17 protein-coding genes and 2 pseudogenes are annotated in these 17634 nt (G+C 65.0%); 13 read left to right on the forward strand and 6 right to left on the reverse strand.

Features of this window, described 5'->3' with window-relative positions:
• Positions 1-164 precede the first annotated feature (164 nt).
• Both K1X80_RS11695 and K1X80_RS11700 read right to left on the reverse strand, forming a co-directional pair.
• Positions 165-1505, reverse strand: coding sequence for a sensor histidine kinase (locus K1X80_RS11695; RefSeq protein WP_169961366.1), 1341 nt, complete (start codon positions 1503-1505; stop codon positions 165-167).
• Positions 1502-2221, reverse strand: coding sequence for a response regulator transcription factor (locus K1X80_RS11700; protein ID WP_057959131.1), 720 nt, complete (start codon positions 2219-2221; stop codon positions 1502-1504). The genes K1X80_RS11695 and K1X80_RS11700 overlap by 4 nt, the downstream gene beginning before the upstream one ends.
• Positions 2222-2570: 349 nt before the next feature.
• Between K1X80_RS11700 and K1X80_RS11705 the strand changes: the two genes are divergently transcribed.
• Entirely contained in the window at positions 2571-3089 is a 519-nt protein-coding gene (locus K1X80_RS11705) for a cysteine hydrolase family protein (protein WP_057959132.1), read from the forward strand.
• A 12-nt stretch (positions 3090-3101) separates the two neighbouring features.
• On the opposite strand, the gene K1X80_RS11710 is transcribed toward K1X80_RS11705, so the two are convergent.
• A complete protein-coding gene (locus K1X80_RS11710; RefSeq protein ID WP_057959133.1) occupies positions 3102-3389 on the reverse strand; it encodes a hypothetical protein in 288 nt (95 codons plus the stop codon).
• 233 nt (positions 3390-3622) lie between these two features.
• Here K1X80_RS11710 and K1X80_RS11715 point away from each other — a divergent pair, with 233 nt between their 5' ends.
• The 3 genes and pseudogenes from K1X80_RS11715 to K1X80_RS11725 all read left to right on the forward strand — a co-directional run bounded on the left by K1X80_RS11715 (position 3623) and on the right by K1X80_RS11725 (position 5759).
• Positions 3623-4261 (forward strand): secretin and TonB N-terminal domain-containing protein, encoded by a 639-nt coding sequence (locus tag K1X80_RS11715; RefSeq protein ID WP_057438740.1) that lies wholly within the window; start codon positions 3623-3625, stop codon positions 4259-4261.
• Complete coding sequence (locus K1X80_RS11720) at positions 4258-4803, forward strand: RNA polymerase sigma factor (protein WP_057438724.1); 546 nt, start codon at positions 4258-4260, stop codon at positions 4801-4803. The genes K1X80_RS11715 and K1X80_RS11720 overlap by 4 nt, the downstream gene beginning before the upstream one ends.
• A gap of 36 nt (positions 4804-4839) precedes the next feature.
• Positions 4840-5759, forward strand: a pseudogene (locus K1X80_RS11725) (FecR family protein).
• 31 nt (positions 5760-5790) lie between these two features.
• Here K1X80_RS11725 and K1X80_RS11730 read toward each other — a convergent pair.
• Both K1X80_RS11730 and gspH read right to left on the reverse strand, forming a co-directional pair.
• Positions 5791-6398: pseudogene (locus K1X80_RS11730) on the reverse strand (type II secretion system protein GspJ).
• Positions 6395-6856, reverse strand: a complete 462-nt coding sequence (gene gspH / locus K1X80_RS11735; protein ID WP_057959136.1) for a type II secretion system minor pseudopilin GspH — start codon at positions 6854-6856, stop codon at positions 6395-6397. Before gspH ends, K1X80_RS11730 begins: the two are co-directional and overlap by 4 nt.
• Before the next feature lie 90 nt (positions 6857-6946).
• On the opposite strand from gspH, the gene K1X80_RS11740 reads away from it, so the two are divergent.
• Positions 6947-7378: a type II secretion system protein N gene (locus tag K1X80_RS11740; protein WP_057438721.1), complete on the forward strand. Its 432-nt coding sequence runs from the start codon at positions 6947-6949 to the stop codon at positions 7376-7378.
• Here K1X80_RS11740 and gspI read toward each other — a convergent pair.
• On the reverse strand, positions 7365-7757 hold the full coding sequence (gspI, locus tag K1X80_RS11745) for a type II secretion system minor pseudopilin GspI (RefSeq protein ID WP_057438720.1): 393 nt from the start codon (positions 7755-7757) through the stop codon (positions 7365-7367). The two genes, K1X80_RS11740 and gspI, sit on opposite strands and share 14 nt — an antisense overlap.
• Positions 7758-7905: 148 nt before the next feature.
• Between gspI and gspG the strand changes: the two genes are divergently transcribed.
• From gspG to K1X80_RS11785, 8 genes are all read left to right on the forward strand, one after another.
• On the forward strand, positions 7906-8355 hold the full coding sequence (gene gspG, locus K1X80_RS11750; RefSeq protein WP_057438719.1) for a type II secretion system major pseudopilin GspG: 450 nt from the start codon (positions 7906-7908) through the stop codon (positions 8353-8355).
• 8 nt (positions 8356-8363) lie between these two features.
• Entirely contained in the window at positions 8364-9287 is a 924-nt protein-coding gene (gspK, locus tag K1X80_RS11755; RefSeq protein WP_159439761.1) for a type II secretion system minor pseudopilin GspK, read from the forward strand.
• Positions 9284-10396: a type II secretion system protein GspL gene (gene gspL / locus K1X80_RS11760; protein ID WP_057959139.1), complete on the forward strand. Its 1113-nt coding sequence runs from the start codon at positions 9284-9286 to the stop codon at positions 10394-10396. Before gspK ends, gspL begins: the two co-directional genes overlap by 4 nt.
• Complete coding sequence (gene gspM, locus K1X80_RS11765; protein WP_057959140.1) at positions 10389-10916, forward strand: type II secretion system protein GspM; 528 nt, start codon at positions 10389-10391, stop codon at positions 10914-10916. Before gspL ends, gspM begins: the two co-directional genes overlap by 8 nt.
• Positions 10913-13195 (forward strand): type II secretion system secretin GspD, encoded by a 2283-nt coding sequence (gene gspD / locus K1X80_RS11770; RefSeq protein WP_057959141.1) that lies wholly within the window; start codon positions 10913-10915, stop codon positions 13193-13195. The genes gspM and gspD overlap by 4 nt, the downstream gene beginning before the upstream one ends.
• A 130-nt stretch (positions 13196-13325) precedes the next feature.
• On the forward strand, positions 13326-14744 hold the full coding sequence (gene gspE / locus K1X80_RS11775; protein ID WP_076964999.1) for a type II secretion system ATPase GspE: 1419 nt from the start codon (positions 13326-13328) through the stop codon (positions 14742-14744).
• Positions 14744-15952 (forward strand): type II secretion system inner membrane protein GspF, encoded by a 1209-nt coding sequence (gene gspF, locus K1X80_RS11780; protein ID WP_057445154.1) that lies wholly within the window; start codon positions 14744-14746, stop codon positions 15950-15952. The genes gspE and gspF overlap by 1 nt, the downstream gene beginning before the upstream one ends.
• A 484-nt stretch (positions 15953-16436) precedes the next feature.
• Positions 16437-17627: a substrate-binding domain-containing protein gene (locus K1X80_RS11785; protein WP_186626254.1), complete on the forward strand. Its 1191-nt coding sequence runs from the start codon at positions 16437-16439 to the stop codon at positions 17625-17627.
• The last annotated feature ends 7 nt before the right edge of the window (positions 17628-17634 follow it).

Raw genomic sequence — 17634 nt, forward strand, 5'->3', positions numbered from 1 at the left:
AGGCTTGTGTGGGAGCTGGCTTGCCTGCGATGGCATCTCCTCGGAATGACCTGCTAGACCGAGGCGTCTGCATCGCAGGCAAGCCAGCTCCCACATAGACCGAGTGGGTCACAAGAAACGTATGGCTCGAATGCTAGTGATTCTCATATGGGAGTAAACGCAATTTACAACTTATACACTTTGAGCCGCAGGTGCAGGCACAGCCCGGGCGTGGTGTTCTGTGCCCACAACTGGCCGCCTTGCAACTGCACGATGCTGCGCGCAATCGACAACCCCAGGCCATAGCCGTCACCGCCGGGGCGGGCGGCGTTGAGGCGGGTGAAGGGCAGGAAGATCTGCTCCAGCTTGTCCGGCTCGATCCCTGGGCCCTGGTCCTGAATGCACAAGTGCCAGAAATCGCCCTCCAATGCTCCGGTCAAGCGCACCACACCGTGTTCGGGGGAATGGCGGATGGCATTGCGCAGGATATTTTCCAGGGCCTGGGCCAGGCCATTGAGGTTGCCCAGCACCCAACAGTCGGCGGGCAGTTCGCAGGGCAGGCGCTCCCGCGGCCAGCCGCTTTCAAAGCAGGCGTCTTCGCGCAGCAAGTCCCACAACGGTTCCATCTCGACCGCTTCCACGGGCATCGCCGGGCGTTCGGTATCCAGCCAGACCAGCTCCAGGGTGCTGCCGATCAAGCGTTCCATGCCTTGCACTTCGCGCTCCAGGCGCTGGCGCAGGGCATTTGGATCGGGCTCGCGCTCCCCGGCCACCCGCAGCCGGCTCAAGGGCGTGCGCAGTTCGTGGGACAAGTCCCGCAGCAGGCGCCGTTGCAGGACCACGGTATTTTCCAGGCGCTCGGCCATGTGGTCGAAGGCCCGGGCCAATTCACCGAGTTCGTCACGGCGGTGCGTCACCTGGGGCCCGACCCGCGCCGCCAGGTCGCCGGCGCTCAGGGCATTGGCCTGGCGCCGCAAGATCACCAGCGGCGAAATCAGCACCCGGTACAACAGCACACCAAACAATAGCGCCAGGCACGTCGGCAGTACCTGGCGCAGCAAAATGTCCCACAGGCCACGGCCCTGGCGGGGGTCCAGGTGCAGTGGCAACTCCATGACCAGGCGTGCTGCACCGTCGCTGAACGGAATATAGAAAGTCGGCCGCCCGCCGGGGCGGCCCACTGGCCAGTCGATCTGGCGTACAAAATCCAGCTTGCGCCGCTCGATCGTGGTCAAAGCCTGGGAGGACAGCGACTGGTGGTCGTCCACTATCACCGCCCATACCTGCTCCTGGGCACGCAGATTCTTGAGGAACTCATCGACCCCCACTGCACCGCGTTCGCGCCAGGCAATTTCGGCCTGGCGTGAGTACTCGCTGAGGATGTAACGGGTGGGGGCGGGCAAGCGCGCGGTGGCTTCGTAGATGCGCCGGCTCACATCCACTTGCAGGCTGACCACCAGCAGGCACAACACCGCCAGCAAGCCGATCAATTTCCACAACAGCGAGTGGCGGTTGGGCAGCCTCATGGCTCCAGCCGGGTCAGCATATAGCCTGTGCTCCTGACCGTTTCCACGCGCCCGGCGGTGTAGCCGATGGCCTGCAACTTGCGGCGGATACGGCTGACATGCATGTCCAGGCTGCGATCATGCCGCGAATAGGCGCGGTGCATGACCTGCTGATACAGGAATGCCTTGGTCAGCACCTCGTCGGCATGGGCCACCAGGGTTTCCAGGACGCGGTATTCGGTGGTAGTCAGGTCGGCCCACTGTTCATCCAGGTGCACATCCGTGCGCTGTTCGTCGAACGTCAGTTGCGGATCTTCATTGCGCGCCGTGCCAGGCACCTCATGTTCATAGGCCACCCGGCGCAGGATCGCGTCGATGCGCACATCCATCTCCAACATGCTGAACGGCTTGGGCAGGTAATCGTCGGCGCCCTGGCTGAAACCGGTGATGCGGTCCTGCTCGGCACCGAGGGCCGACATCAGGATCACCGGTACCCGTTGATGCCGCCGCAGTTGCGCGAGCACCTCCAGGCCGCTGCTGCCGGGCAGCATGATGTCCATCAGGATCAGGTCGAAATCCTGGGTACGCGCCAACTCGACAATCCCTCCACCATCCTGGCGCAACGTGACCTCGAAGCCACGCTGGCCCAGGTGGCTGTGCAGGTGGGCGGCGAGCAACGGGTCATCCTCGACGGCAAGGATGCGGCGCGCAGCGGGGAGCGGGTGGGGGGCGTGCATGGGAATTTCCTGCGAATGCGAATGTTTCTAAGTTGCGCATTCTGGCAAAAGTCCCGACATATTCCTATCCACTGCGCTTTATTGCCGCATTTTCGGTTTAAGCACTGAACACGTTTGCAGCTCGGGGGGGAGCTCCAGGATCCTGGCTTGTCAGGGCGTTGCGGTATTGCTAGTGTCGACGCATGACTGCCTATTGCCTCACCTCGACGACCACCACCACGACCGCTGCAAGCGGAGCGTGCGAGGTTTCGTGAGCCAATAGCAGACGAACTTCAAAGGCCCGCCAGCGATGGACAGGGCCTTTTTTCTTGTCCTTGTGTCGCTGGCTCAAACGCAAGGAGATGCACCCATGTACGCCCTGTTGATTCTCGATATGCAAGTCGGGCTAGTTCACGGCCCGGAAAAACCATGGCGCTGCGAAGCGTTGTTGGAAACACTCAATAGCCTGATGGATAAGGCCCGCCACGCCGGTGCGCCGATTTTTCTGGCGCGCCATATCGGGCCCGTGGGCTCGCCCATCGAGCCCGGCAGCCCGCTGACGAAGGTGGTACCGCAACTGAAGTTGCTCGGTGGCGAAAGGGTGTTCGAAAAGCGTCGGCCCAACGCTTTTGAGTCGACTGACCTGGCTGACCAGTTGCGCACATGCGGCGCTAGCGGTGTAGTGGTCACCGGGATGAAAACGCAATACTGCGTCGACAGCACCTGCCGCGCTGCCCGTGACCTTGGCTTCGATGCGGTACTTATCGCCGATGGCCATACCTGTTCGGACACTCCCGTGATGAAAGCCGAGCATATCGTCGCTCATCACAATGCCACGCTGGATGGGCCGTTCTGCCAACTGGTTAGGGCCGAGGAGTGGCGCTTCTAGCAGGCCCTCAGATCACGGCCGCTGCGGCTTTACCCCCGTACCGAACGTATTGCCCATCCGCACACTGGTCGCCGCCGGCGTCGACAAGCCAATCTGGTTCGGCGGCCGCTGGTGCACCGGTTTTTCCCGCGCCTCGCGGTTTTTCTGCGCTGCCTTAGCGCCCATCTGCTGGCTCAGGCATCCATAGTCAGGCGCTTTGTATCCATCCACCCTGGCCTCGACACAACCGCCTGGCGTTTCCTCGGCGTGCACGGTCGACGCCAGGCCCGCGCATAACAACAGCATCAGCAACCGCTTCATCAGAGCCTCCTGGCAGGCCCTGGGGAGTGGGCCGCTAGTGCCTGCCAGTCTAGCCCGGTGGCGCTGGCGAAACCGTGATGTTTTTTTTGCCATCACCGTAACATCAGGTTCATAAATTGGCCTCAGGATGACGCTTTTCCCAGGACACGGCAGCCGTGCAACAAGGCAGAGCAGGGGTCGAACGGTGGGCTTGGAGGCGCACGCACTGCTGCCTGGTCTTGCTGTTGGCCTGGATGTGGCTGCCACTGCCCAGGGTGCAAGCGGGGGAGCCGCCGTTGTTGCGCCTGGATCTGCCTGCGCAAGACCTGGCGCCCGCCCTGGAAGCTTTCAGCCGGGCCACCGGGATGGCGGTGCTGGTGGACCGCGAGTTGAGCGATGGACGACGTTCGATGGGTGTGCACGGGCACTACAGCGCCCAGCAGGCCCTGGGCCTGTTACTGACAGGGAGTGGCCTGATGGCACGTTACGCACGCAGTGATGCATTCACCCTGCAGGTGCCTGAAGTCAGCCAACCGCTGGCCAGTCGCGGGGTGTCGCCACGTAACGCCGCACGGCTCAACCGCAGTTATGCCAGCGCCGTGCAGCAGGCCGTCGAAGCCAGCCTGTGCCGTTCACCCTTGACTCGCCCCGGCAGTTTTCGGGCGCTGGTGCAGGTCTGGGTCAACCGTGACGGATTGATTGAACACAGCCGCCTGGTCAGCTCCACTGGCGATGTACTGCGTGATGAAGCGCTGGTGCGCAGCCTCGGCAGCACATGGATAGAGCGCCCGGCACCCAGCTCGATGCGGTTGCCGTTGACCCTGCTTTTAATGCCCGATACCACAGGAAAACGCATGGAATGCACAGCACGGCAAGGAGCTTCCGGGGCATGAAGGATACCGGGCACACGCCAATGGTCAGGTTGTTCCTGGCCTCCTACGAGGACTTCAAGGTGCGTTTGCGCAAGCGCCTGGGGTCGGAGGATCTGGCCAATGACGTCCTGCATGAAACCTACCTGCGGGTCGACCGCATGGACATGCCGGCGAACCTGCAACAACCCAATGCCTATCTGTACCGCATGGCCCTGAACATTGCGGCCGACCGGCGCCAGGCCGATGCCCGCCTGCTGACCGGCAGCGAAGTCGAGGAGTTGCTCAATATCAGCGATGAAGCCCTGGACCCCTCGCGGGTGGTGGGTGGCCAGAAAGAAATCCAGTCCCTGCTCAAAGCCCTCTACGAACTGCCTGCCCGGCGGCGCAAGATCCTTATCGCCGCGCGCCTGGAGGAAGCGCCACACCTGGAAATCTCCCAGCGTTTCGGCATTTCCACACGCATGGTCGAGAAGGAAATCAAGGCCGCCCTGGGGCATTGCGCCCAGCGTCTGGAAAGAAAAGTCATCCAGCGGTTCGGTCCCGGCGCCGGAAAACCGTCTTAGTGTTGAGTCCCTGATAATCCGTGAGTACCTGCGCGCTTGAATATTTTTAGCTTTCCCACTGCCCGGGACACGCCCGACAGCCGATTGCACGGTGAAGCGCGCGACTGGCTGGTCCTCCTGACCTCGGGCCAGGCAACCGTGGCCGATGCCAAGGCCCTGCGCCAGTGGTGCGCCCAGAGCCCCGAGCATGCCCAGGCCTTCGAACAGGCCAAGCGACTGTGGCAACAATTGGCCCCGGCGCTGACCGAGGCCCAGGCCCCCGGCACTTTGGCCGGCGGGCGTTCCTCGGCGGGGCGCTTGCTGCCTCGGCGGCCCTGGTGATGGTGCACATCAGCGTGCCCGGTGGTTTTGCCGGCTTGAGCGCCGACTACCACACCGCAGTGGGCGAGCAGCGGCGGGTGGACTTGCGCGAGGGCATCAGCCTGGAGCTCAACACCCAGACCCGCATCAGCCGGCGCGAGCAGGGCATCGAACTGCTTGAAGGCGAGGTCGAGGTGCAGGTGGCACAGCCGCTGACCGTACAGGCAGGGGCGGGCTGGCTGAGCGCGAGCCAGGCGCGCTTCAATGTGCGCAACACCGACCACAGTGTGTGCGTGACCTGCATTGAAGGCTGGCTGGCGGTTGAAGTGCAGGGGCGCAGCGTGCGCCTGGACAGCGGGCGCCAGTTGACCTACGACGCGGCCGGGCTGGGCCCCGTGGTGACGGTGGACACCGAAGCCGTGATCGCCTGGCGGGAACAGGTGCTGGTATTCAATAACGCCACACTGGATACGGTGATCGACGAGATCAACCGCTACCGCCCAGGGATGTTGGTATTGCTCAACCGCGAACTGGGCAAGCGCCGGGTCCAGGCGCGCTTCAGTCTCGAACAACTGCCAGGTGTGGCGTTGCTGATCCGCGATGCCTATGGGGCCAAATGCACGGAACTGCCGGGTGGGGTGGTGTTGCTCAGCTAGCCCTGGAGACGGGGACGCGCTCGCCACAGGTTTAGTCCAACGGCCCCAGCACCTGGCGATAGCGCTCCACCCCCTGGGGCGTCTGGCGCACCAGGGTGATTTCCATCCCCGATGGATTGTCCTGGCGATTGCCACTCAACTGCCGCCAGCCTTTCTCGTTGTCCCACACCCGCACTTGCAGGTCGCTGACCTGGCTCAACACCGCCACCGCCTCCTTGGGCGCCGGCAGCGGATAGCGATCCCGCGCCGGTGCGGCAGCGCGGTACAAGGTGTCGCCCTTGAGCCACCACCGCACCCGTTGCAAGCCGTCGCCGGGGTTGGCGCGCTGCGGATCAGCTCCAGACGAAAGCCCTGGCTGTCGGAGCTGCGCACGGTCACCGCCGGCAAGGCGTCGGCGGCGGGAGGCTGGTCCTCGGTGGGTGGCGCAGCCAGTTCCACCCCGGCGCGCAGGCTGACGTCCAGTTGCAGCTGGTTCAGGGCGCGCAGCAGGCCCTGGGTCTGTTCGGTGCTGGCCTGCAAGTGGGCGTCGGCGCGGGTCACGCTGTCCAAGCCGCGCCAGGCAATCAGGCTGACCACCGCCATCAGCATGATCGCCACCATCACTTCGATCAGGGTAAAGCCTTGCTGCTCGCGGTTCATGGCTGGCTCACCACGCGCAAGGTGCCGGCTGCATCACGTTGCAGGCTGAGGCCGTGTTGCCCGTCCGAGAGCCACACCTGCAGCGGCGGATTGATCCATTCGGCATTCAGCACCAGGGTCTGCCGGGATTCGATCCGCACCAGCATCGGCGTGGTATCCCAGGCCCGTGGCCGCAGTTGTGGGTCATCCTTGAAGTCCTCCAGCCCCCGGCCATCGTCGCGGCGGCGGCTCAAACGGTAGCCCTTGGCATCGGCGCGCCAAGTGATCGTGCGGCCATCGGCACGGGCTTCGGCCTGGGCGATCTGCAGCACCTGGCTCAGGCGCTCGGCGTCCTTGCGCAAGCGGTGCAAGGGGTCGGGCTTGATGCTCAGGCTGATGGCCGCGCTGGCAATGCCGATGATCACCAGCACCACCATCAACTCGATCAAGGTGAACCCCTGTTGCCGGCGATTCGTCATGGGTGTGCCCTCAACGGGATCTGCCACTGAAATAAAACCGTGAGAATTGCCCTGTAAGCTGTCTGCACGGACAAACAGGAGGTCCCGCCCATGGCATTCATCCATCGCGTATCTGCCGCCCACGGCATCCAGGCCCTGGCCGTGCTGGCGACGCTGGCCGGGGTCGCTACATGGACACCGTTGTTGCTGACGTCTGCCGAGTCCCATACCCCGGCGCTTGCCCCCCAGGCATTGGCGGCGCGCAGTGATAACCCGGCGCTGCAATGGTTTGCCGACATGCCGGCGGCCCTGCAGATCAAGGTCTCCGGGGTGCTGGCCGGCGCCCAGGGCGCGGTGGCGATTCTCAGCCTCAACGACGGGCCGCCGCGCAGCTTTCTAGCGGGTGAACGCCTCAGTCCCGGCGTGCGCCTGGCGGCCATCGAGGGCGACGGGGTGGTGATCGAGCGCGGCGCTGAAAAGGTCCGGGTCAACCTCGACAAGTTGCCCGATGCCCCGGCCTTGCCCCGGCTCACTCGGCCGTAACCTGCTTTAACGCCGGCGCGCGGGCCACCAGGGTCTCAAGGCGCGCCAGGGGCGGCGCCTCGAGTGTGGCGTCCAGCACTTGCACGCTGACTCTCCAGAGGTCGCCAGCGCCTGCCACCACCTGTTCACAGCGCAGTTTCAAGCGGCCCTGGTCGCACTCGTACGTCTTGCGCCCGGGGCTGGCGCGGCCCTCCAGACGCAGTTGCGCCAGGCGACTCTGGGCCGCCAGCATGGCGATGGATTTGTCGCGCAACAGGCCATTGCTCTGGGTCATCAACCCCGCCACCCGCACAGCCGCCGCCATGGCCACGGCGATAATCGCCAGGGCCACCAGCACCTCGATCAGGGTGAAACCTTGGTTCCTATTGCGGGCGCGCATGGCTTGCTCAATGCCGGGAAACAGGCCCGCAGACTAGCCCCTGCACTTGACCGATTGGCGACCAAAGCTCCCGAGGATTTTCAATACGCCTGACATGTTGTCTTGCAACACTGCGCGACGAAAAGCACTCAAGCCAAGGAATGTCGAGATGGATATCGCGCACTTCACATCCACCCCGCGAGGCGCTCGTGGCCAGCGTGGCTTTACCCTGATCGAGATCATGGTGGTGGTGGTCATTCTCGGGATCCTCGCCGCCATGGTGGTGCCCAAGGTGCTCGACCGCCCCGACCAGGCGCGGGCCACGGCTGCCCGGCAAGACATCGGTGGCCTGATGCAGGCGCTGAAACTCTACCGCCTGGACCACGGCAGCTATCCGAACCTGACCCAGGGTCTCAAGGTCCTGGTCGAGCGCCCGGCCGATGGGAAGAACAGCAATTGGCGCGCCTACCTCGAACGCTTGCCCAACGACCCCTGGGGCCGCCCGTATCAGTACCTCAACCCTGGCGCCAACGGTGAAGTCGATGTGTTCTCCCTGGGCGCCGACGGCCAACCGGACGGTGAGGGCGTGAATGCCGATATCGGCTCCTGGCAGTTGTAAGGCGCGCCATGAACAGCCATTTGCCCAGAGCGGCGAAGCAGCGCGGCATGGCGATTATCAGCGCGTTGCTGATCGCCGCCGTGGTGGCGGTGCTTGCCGGGGCCATGCTCACCCGCCAGAGCGTGTTCACCCGCAGCCTTGAGGCCGAACAACTGCGGGTCCAGGGCAGTTGGTTGTTGCAGGGCGCGCTGCAGGCCAGCCGGCAACAGTTGTGGGACGCGCGGCGCAAAGAGGTGCTGACCCGTCTCGACCAGCCCTGGGCGCGCCCCTTTGCCGGGGTGGTCGAAGGGCGCCTGGATGACGAGCAGGGCAAGTTCAACCTGCGCAATCTGGTCAGCCAGCAGCAGCCGGATGTGGCGCAGTTGCAGAGTTTCCAACGTCTGTGCCAGTTGCTCGGCATCGACCCCAACACCAGCCAGCGCATCAGCCAACGGGTGCTTGCCTCCTATGCGCAGCGCGCGGGTGGCAGTGACGTGAGCAGCCTGCGCAGCACCTCGCCCGAGGCCGCGCAGACCTTGCTGCCGGCCAGGGCGCCGATGTTGCGCAGCCTTGACGACCTTGCCCTTGAGCCGGGTGTGCAGCAACGCCTGGCGGCCTATGTCAGCGTGTTGCCCGACAACACCTGGGTCAATGGCAATACGGCCAGCGCCGAAGTGCTCAGTGCGGTGGTGCCGGGGCTCAGCCTGTCCCAGGCCCAGGGGCTGGTGGCCGAGCGGGACAGCGGGCGCTGGTTTATCAACCGCGGGGATTTCGTCAACCGCCTGCGCATGCCGCAGTTGTTGGTGGACTCGGTGCAGGTGGGAATCACCAGTGAGTGGTTCCGCTGGCACGGCCGCGCGCGGCGCGAGCAGCGGCGGGTGGCGGTCGAAGCGCTGTTGTATCGCCCTGAAGACCGGCAACCCCAAGTGATCTGGTGGCGGGTGGGCGCATGACGCGCTTGCGCATTGCCTTGCCGCCGCTGGCCCAACTGAGCGCCGAAAGCCTGGTGCACTACGCCTGGTTGGACCGCGCCGGGCAGGTCAGCCGGCAAGGTCAGGCCAGCCTTGGGCAGTTGGCGCAACCGCGCAAGAGCCTGGCGGCCGAGTGTTTCCTGCATCCTCGGGACAGTTTGCTGAGCAGCCTGGAACTGCCGCAATTGCCGCCCGCTAAAGTGGCGGCAGCCGTGGCCTGCGCGGCCCAGGCGCTGATCCTCGGCCCGGTCGCGCAAATGCAGGTGGTCCACAGCCCACGGCAGAGCAACGGCCAGGTGCAAGTGGGCTGGCTGCCGACGGCTGGCCTGGAACAGTTGCAGCGGGTCCTGGCCCAGGTGCCCATCAGTTTGCGCGGCCTGTACCCGGCGCCCTATGCCTTGCCTGTACCGCCGGCGGGGCATTTGAGCGTGGCCTGCGTCGACGGGCATCTGCTGCTGCGCCAGAGCCTGCACCAGAGCGCCTTGCACCCCCTGGGGCCACAGGCCCTGGCGGAACTGGTGCAGGCTGGCGCGCAGTTGCATCAGGTCGATGAACACACGCCCGCGCGCTGGCAGGGTGTGGTCCCCGCCTGGGGCTTGCATGGCCGCCTCAAGCGCGCCAGCAGCGGTGGCTGGGGCCGGGCGCTGGGGCTCAGTGCCCTGGCGGTGGCGGTCTGGACCCTGGGCCTGAACCTGTATGCCGCGCGCCAGGTGGACGAAGGGCAACAGCTCAAAGCGCGGATGATTGCCCAGGTCAAGCAGGCCTTCCCGCACTTGCCAGTGATCCTCAATCCGCTGCAACAGGCCCGGCAGCAACTGGCCGCCGGGCAAGGTGCCAACGCCGATCCCGGCCAGCGTTTCAGCAGCCTGTTGCAACTGGCGGGCAACCACCTGCCGTTTATGGTCGGCAGCGTCCAGGCGTTGGCATTTGATCAAGGCCGGTTGCACCTGGAGCTGTTGCCCGACAGTCGCAGCCCGGCCGCCCCAGGGGAGTGGCAGGCGGCGTTGACCGAGGCGGGTTTCGCCGCCACCCGCGATGAGCACGGCTGGACCCTCGGGCCGCTCGACAACACGGGAGGCGCCGATGAGTAAGTTCAGCTATCCGCACCTGCGCGGCCAGCTCCAGGGATTCTGGAGCGGCCTGGCCCTGCGCGAAAAACGCCTGCTGGGCGGCAGCGGGGCGGTACTGGCGGGCTTTTTGGTGTGGTTGCTGCTGATTGAGCCGCCCTTGCAGCAGATTGATTTCTGGCAGGCCGAAACCCCCAAGCTGCGCACCCAGGCCGCCACCTTGCAGGTGCTGCTGCAGGGCGCCAGTGCCGGTGCGCGCGCCGGGCAAGACCTGGAAGGCGCGCTGCGCCAGGCGCTCGACGCTGCCGGACTTAAAGACCGCTATCAGTTGCAGGGCGTGGCGCCCGCCGGTTGGCGCCTGACTTTTACCGACGCGCCGGCGGATGCGCTGGTTGGTTGGCTGCTGACCAGCCCGCGCGCATTTTCCCTGGAGGTGTCCCACGCGCGCTTGCAACGTGTGGGCGATACCCCAGAAAACCCGGCCGGCAGCGTGTCCGGGACCGTTCGCATGGATCAGGCGCCTGGCGCTAAGGAAGCTTCATGAAGTGGTCACTTCCCCGTTCAGCGCCGTTTCGCCAGGTGGCGCCGCTGCTGTTGCTGGCGCTCAGTGCCTGCAGCCACACCCCGGCGCCTACACCTGCGCCCTTGCTGGTGGACAGCGAACTCGGCCAGCCCCTGGCCGACACCCGGCGCAATGGCGTGCCGTTGCCCGATCGCCAGCGCGAAATCAGCCCCCAGCCGCGGGTCCAGCACCCGCTGAGCAACCGCGCCCGTGGCCCGGTCGCCGCGCCGGCCAAGGTGCGCAACCCGCTGGGTGACCAGCCGGTGCAATTGAATTTCGTCGACGCCGAGATCCAGGCGGTGGTACGCGCCTTGTCCCGCGCCACCGGCCAGCAGTTCCTGGTAGACCCCCGGGTCAAGGGCAACCTGACCCTGGTCAGCGAAGGCCAGGTCCCGGCGCACCAGGCCTACGACATGCTGCTGGCGGCGCTGCGCATGCAGGGCTTCAGTGTGGTGGACGTGGGGGGCGTGGCCCAGGTGGTCCCGGAAGCCGACGCCAAACTGCTGGGCGGGCCGATCTACAACGCCGCCAGCCCCAGTGGCAATGGCATGCAGACCCGCACCTTCCGCCTGCAATACGAAAACGCGGTGAACCTGATCCCGGTGTTGCGCCCCATCGTTTCGCCGAACAACCCGATCAACGCCTACCCCGGCAACAACAGCATCGTCATCACCGACTACGCGGAAAACCTCGCACGGGTAGGGCAAATCATCGCCGGCATCGACACCCCAAGCGCCATCGACACCGACGTGGTGCCGGTACAAAACGGCATCGCCGTGGATATCGCGGCAATGGTCGCCGAGTTGCTGGAAACCCAGGGCAACGACCAGACCCAGAAAATCGCCGTGATCGGCGACCCGCGTTCCAACTCGATCATCATTCGTGCCGGCAGCCCCGAGCGCACGGAGCTGGCGCGCAACCTGATCTACAAACTCGACAATGCCCAGAGCAACCCCAGCAACATGCACGTGGTGTACCTGCGCAACGCCCAGGCAGGCAAGCTGGCCCAATCCCTGCGCGGCATGCTGACCGGAGAGAGCGAAAGTGGCGTCAGTGACGAGGCCCGCTCCAAGTTGAGTGCGATGGGCGGCGCGGGTAGCACCAGCCAGGGCAGCACCCAGAACAGCAGCGGCACGCCGACCGCCAGCGCGGCGCCATCCAGCGGTTATGCCAAGGACAGCACCGGCGCAAGCACTGCCGGCAGTGAGCAGAACACTGCCTTCAGTGCCGGCGGTGTGACGATCCAGGCCGATGCGACCACCAACACCCTGCTGATATCCGCCCCGGATCCGCTGTACCGCAACCTGCGCGAAGTCATCGACATGCTCGACCAGCGCCGCGCCCAGGTGGTGATCGAAAGCCTGATCGTCGAAGTCAACGAAGACGATGCCAGCGAATTCGGCGTGCAGTGGCAGGCCGGCAACCTGGGGGGCAAGGGTGGTTTTGGCGGGGTCAACCTGGGCGGCAGCGGGATCAACGGCACCCCCACCAGCAAGACCAGCATTGACGTGCTGCCCAAGGGCCTGAACATCGGCCTGGTGGACGGTACCGTGGATATTCCAGGGATCGGCCGGGTGCTGGACCTCAAAGTCCTGGCGCGGGCGTTGAAGAGCAAGGGCGGGACCAATGTGTTATCCACGCCGAACCTGCTGACCCTGGACAATGAGGCGGCGAGTATCTTCGTCGGCCAGACCATTCCCTTCATCACCGGCAGCTACGTGACCGGCGGGGGCGGCACCAGCAATAACCCGTTCCAGACCGTGCAGCGTGAGGAAGTGGGGCTCAAGTTGAACGTACGGCCACAGATTTCCGAGGGCGGTACGGTGAAGCTGGATATCTACCAGGAAGTCAGCAGCGTCGATACCCGGGCGTCGGGGGATGCGCGCACGGTGACCAACAAGCGCGCGATTGATACCAGCATCTTGCTGGATGACGGGCAGATCATGGTGCTGGGCGGGCTGTTGCAGGATGGCTATACCCAGAGCAACGACGCAGTGCCGTGGCTATCAGACATCCCGGGATTGGGCGCGCTGTTTCGCAACGAGTCGCGCAGTGTGAACAAGACCAACCTGATGGTGTTCCTGCGGCCCTACATCATTCGCGACAGCGGCGCGGGCCGCAGCATTACGCGCAATCGCTACGACTTTATGCGCCGCGCCCAGGGTGGCTTGCAGCCGCAGCACAGCTGGGCACTGCCGGATGTGCAGGCGCCGCAGTTGCCGGCGGTGGAGAAGGCGATGCCGGGGAGTACACGCCCGTGAGTCGCACCCATTCCCCCTGTGGGGCTCGACAGCTCCCACAGGGGGATGCGGTCGCCTCGAGAATCGGGCTGCCGAGCATGGGCGCAGCCCTGGCTTACTGTGCGCTGAGCCGCCGCAAGGGCGGGTCCCTATGAGCCTGCTCCCCTACGCCTGGGCCAAATCCCAACGCATCCTCTTGCAGCCCACCCCCGAAGGCCCACGCCTGACCATCTGCCCCTCGACCCCCGGCTGGTCGATCAGCGAGGTCCACCGGCAATTCGGCGAGGCCGCCATCGAGCAGGTGCGCGACGATGAGCTCGACGGCCTGCTGGCCAGTGCCTACGCCGATACCGGCAGCGCCGCCGCCGTGGTCGGCGCCGCCGAAAACGAAGTCGACCTCGACCGCCTGATGCAGGACATCCCGGAAATCACCGACCTGCTCGACACCCAGGACGGCGCCCCGGTGATTCGCATGATCAACGCCTTGCTGACCCAGGCCGCCCGCGACGAGGCCAGTGACATCCATATCGAACCCTTCGAAACCCACTCCGTGGTGCGCTACCGCGTCGACGGCACCCTGCGCGATGTGGTGTCGCCGCGCAAAGCCCTGCATGGCGCGCTGGTGTCGCGGATCAAGATCATGGCCCAGCTCGATATCGCCGAAAAACGCCTGCCCCAGGATGGACGCATCGCCCTGCGGGTTGCCGGGCGGCCGATTGATATACGGGTGTCGACGGTGCCCACCGGCCATGGCGAACGGGTGGTGATGCGCCTGCTCGACAAACAGGCCGGGCGCCTGCAACTGGAAACCCTGGGTATGGACCCGCAGCTGCTGGCGCGTCTCGATGGCCTGATTCGCCAGCCCCACGGCATCGTTCTGGTCACCGGGCCCACTGGCAGCGGCAAGACCACCAGCCTCTACGCCGCCCTGGCGCGGCTGGATGCCAGCACGAGCAATATCCTCACCGTGGAAGACCCGGTGGAATACGACCTGCCGGGGATCAGCCAGATCCAGGTCAACGCCAAGATCGACATGACCTTCGCCCTGGCCCTGCGTGCGATCCTGCGCCAGGACCCGGACATCATCATGATCGGCGAAATCCGCGACCTGGAGACCGCGCAGATCGCCGTGCAGGCTTCACTCACCGGGCACCTGGTGCTGGCCACGTTGCACACCAATGACGCGGTGTCGGCGGTCAATCGCCTGATCGACATGGGGGTCGAGCCGTTCCTGCTGGCCTCGTCGCTGCTCGGTGTATTGGCCCAGCGCCTGGTGCGCCGCCTGTGCCCGTACTGCAAACAGCCTGACCCGGCGGCCCCCGGCACCTGGCGCCCGGTGGGGTGTGGCCAGTGCAACCAGGTCGGGTACAGCGGCCGCACCGGCATCCATGAATTGTTCTGCGTCGATGACGCGGTGCGCGGCCTGATCCACCAGGGGGCCGGCGAGCAGCAGATACGCGTCGCCGCGCGCCACGCCGGGATGTTCAGCATGCGTGAAGACGGCGAGCGTTGGGTGCGCAGCGGTGCCACTGCGCCGGAAGAAATCTTGCGTGTAACACGGGACGCCTGATGAATCGCTATCGCTATGAGGCCGCCGATGCCAGCGGCAAACTGGAAGCCGGGCACCTCGAGGCCGAGAGCCAGGGCGCGGCCTTTGCCAGCCTGCGCAGTCGTGGTCTGACCGCGTTGCTGGTGCAGCTCGAAGGCAACGCCAACGTGGCAGGCAGCAGCCTGTTCAGTGCCAAGCTGTCGGACAACGACCTGGCCTGGGCCACCCGCCAACTGGCCAGCCTGCTCGGTGCTAGCCTGCCCCTGGAGGCGGCGCTGAGTGCCACAGTGGAGCAGGCGGAAAAAAAGCATATCGCCCAGACCCTCAGCGCAGTGCGCGCCGATGTGCGCAGCGGCATGCGCCTGGCCGATGCATTGGCCGCGCGGCCACGGGACTTCCCGTCGATCTACCGGGCGTTGATTGCGGCGGGGGAGGAGTCCGGCGACCTGGCCCAGGTCATGGAGCGCCTGGCCGACTACATCGAAGAGCGCAACAACCTGCGGGGCAAGATTCTCACGGCCTTTATCTATCCAGGGGTGGTGGGGCTGGTGTCCATCGGCATTGTGATTTTCCTCCTGAGCTACGTGGTGCCGCAGGTGGTCAGTGCGTTTTCCCAGGCGCGCCAGGACCTGCCGGGGCTGACCCTGGCAATGCTCAATGCCAGTGACTTTATCCGCGCCTGGGGCTGGCTGTGTTTTACCGGGCTGGTCGCGGGCTTCTGGAGTTGGCGCCTGTACCTGCGCAACCCCGTGGCGCGCTTGAACTGGCACAGCCGGGTCTTGCGCCTGCCGCTGCTCGGGCGGTTTGTGCTGGGGCTCAACACCGCGCGTTTCGCCTCGACCCTGGCCATCCTCGGCGGTGCCGGCGTGCCCTTGCTGCGCGCCCTGGAAGCGGCGCGCCAGACCCTGTCCAACGACCGCCTGAGCCAGTGTGTCAGCGATGCCACGGCCAAGGTTCGCGAAGGGGTTAACCTGGCGCCGGCCCTGGCGGTGGAAAAGGTCTTCCCGCCGGTACTGATCCACCTGATCGCCAGCGGCGAAAAAACCGGCGCCCTGCCGCCGATGCTGGAACGGGCGGCGCAGACCCTGTCGCGGGATATCGAACGGCGGGCCATGGGTATGACTGCATTGCTGGAGCCGTTGATGATCGTGGTGATGGGCGCGGTGGTGCTGGTGATCGTGATGGCGGTGCTGTTGCCGATCATCGAGATCAACCAATTGGTTACCTGACCTGTGAAGACTGCGCCGGTGCAAATGTGGGCGCTGGCTTGCCTGCGATGGCGGCGTATCAGCCGGCAGAAACAGTGACTGAACCACCGCTATCGCAGGCAAGCCAGCTCCCACATTTGTATCGGTGGTGACTGGCTGCAAGTCAATTACCCGACCCGCCCATCACCCCGCCTCGGGTTCGTCATTGCGTCATCTTTGCCCCCCTGCGCACGGCCCGCCCGCCATCGTCGAAACACTCCCTGAAACCTCGCTGTCACCCACCCCGATAAAAGCCACAATCATTGCCAAAACACCCGAGAATCTTTTTAAAAATCAAGCTGTTCCTCCCGAGGTTTTTTCCCTTATCTGTCATCGGAAACTGCGACCTTCGTGTCCATGGCCTCGCCCCGCAAGCCCGCTGGATCACGGCGTGTGAACCGAGTGCCATGGCGTCATGCAAGAGCCATCTACCTCAACGTATGAATACGACGAAAGGAGCTTCTTCATGTTTAAGCGCAACGTTCTCGCGGTATCCATGACCCTCGCGGCCCTCTGCTCGGCCCAGGCTGCATTCGCTGATGTCAACGGCGGTGGCGCAACCCTGCCACAGCCGCTGTACCAGACGCCCGGCGTACTGACTGCCGGTTTCGCCGCCTACATCGGTGTCGGCAGCGGCAACGGCAAGGCCGCGTTCCTGGAAAACAAATACGACAAGCTCGTACCCGGCGTGACCACCAAGAACGTGCACTGGGCCGGCAGCGACTCCAAGCTCAGCGCCACTGAATTGTCCACCTATGCCTCTGCCAAGCAGCCAGGCTGGGGCAAGCTGATCCAGGTGCCGTCGGTGGCCACTTCGGTGGCCATTCCTTTCCGCAAGAGCGGTGCCAATGCGGTTGACCTGAGCGTCAACGAGCTGTGCGGTGTGTTCTCCGGGCGTATCAACAACTGGAGCCAGATCACCGGCGCTGGCCGTAGCGGTGCAATCACCGTGGTTTACCGCAGCGAAAGCAGCGGCACCACCGAACTGTTCACGCGCTTCCTGAACGCCAAGTGCGCTGAAACCGGCAGCTTCGCCGTTACCACCACCTTTGCCAACAGCTACAGCGGTGGCCTGCCGGCCGGTGCCGTTGCGGCTGCCGGCAGCCAGGGAGTGATGAATGCCTTGAACGATACGACTGTCGCCGAAGGCCGTATCACCTACATGAGCCCTGACTACGCGGCCACCACCCTGGAAGGCCTGGACGACGCGACCAAGGTCGCTCGCGTCGGCAAGGACGTGGCAAGCAACACCGAAGGTGTATCGCCTGCTCCGGATAACGTTTCCGAGGCGATTGATAACGTTTCGGTGCCCGCCGTGGCTGACCGTGGCAACCCGGACAAGTGGGTACCTGTGTTCGGTAAAAACGGCGTGGCCGGCGTGGTGCCTTACCCAACGTCGGGCTACCCGATCCTGGGCTTCACCAACCTGATCTTCAGCCAGTGCTATATCAACGGCACCCAGTCCAACCAGGTCCGTGACTTCTTTGCCCAGCACTACGGCGAGACCGTGAACAACGATGACGCCATCCGCGCCAACCGTTTCGTGCCACTGCCTGACTCCTGGAAAAGCGCGATCCGCAGCAGCTTCCTGACCGCCAGCAACCCGCTGAGCATCGGTAAGACCGACGTCTGCAACGGTATCGGTCGTCCGCTGTAACGCCCGC

Origin of the sequence: Pseudomonas sp. So3.2b, assembly GCF_019464415.1 — a bacterium.
Taxonomy (GTDB): Bacteria; Pseudomonadota; Gammaproteobacteria; order Pseudomonadales; family Pseudomonadaceae; genus Aquipseudomonas; species Aquipseudomonas shahriarae.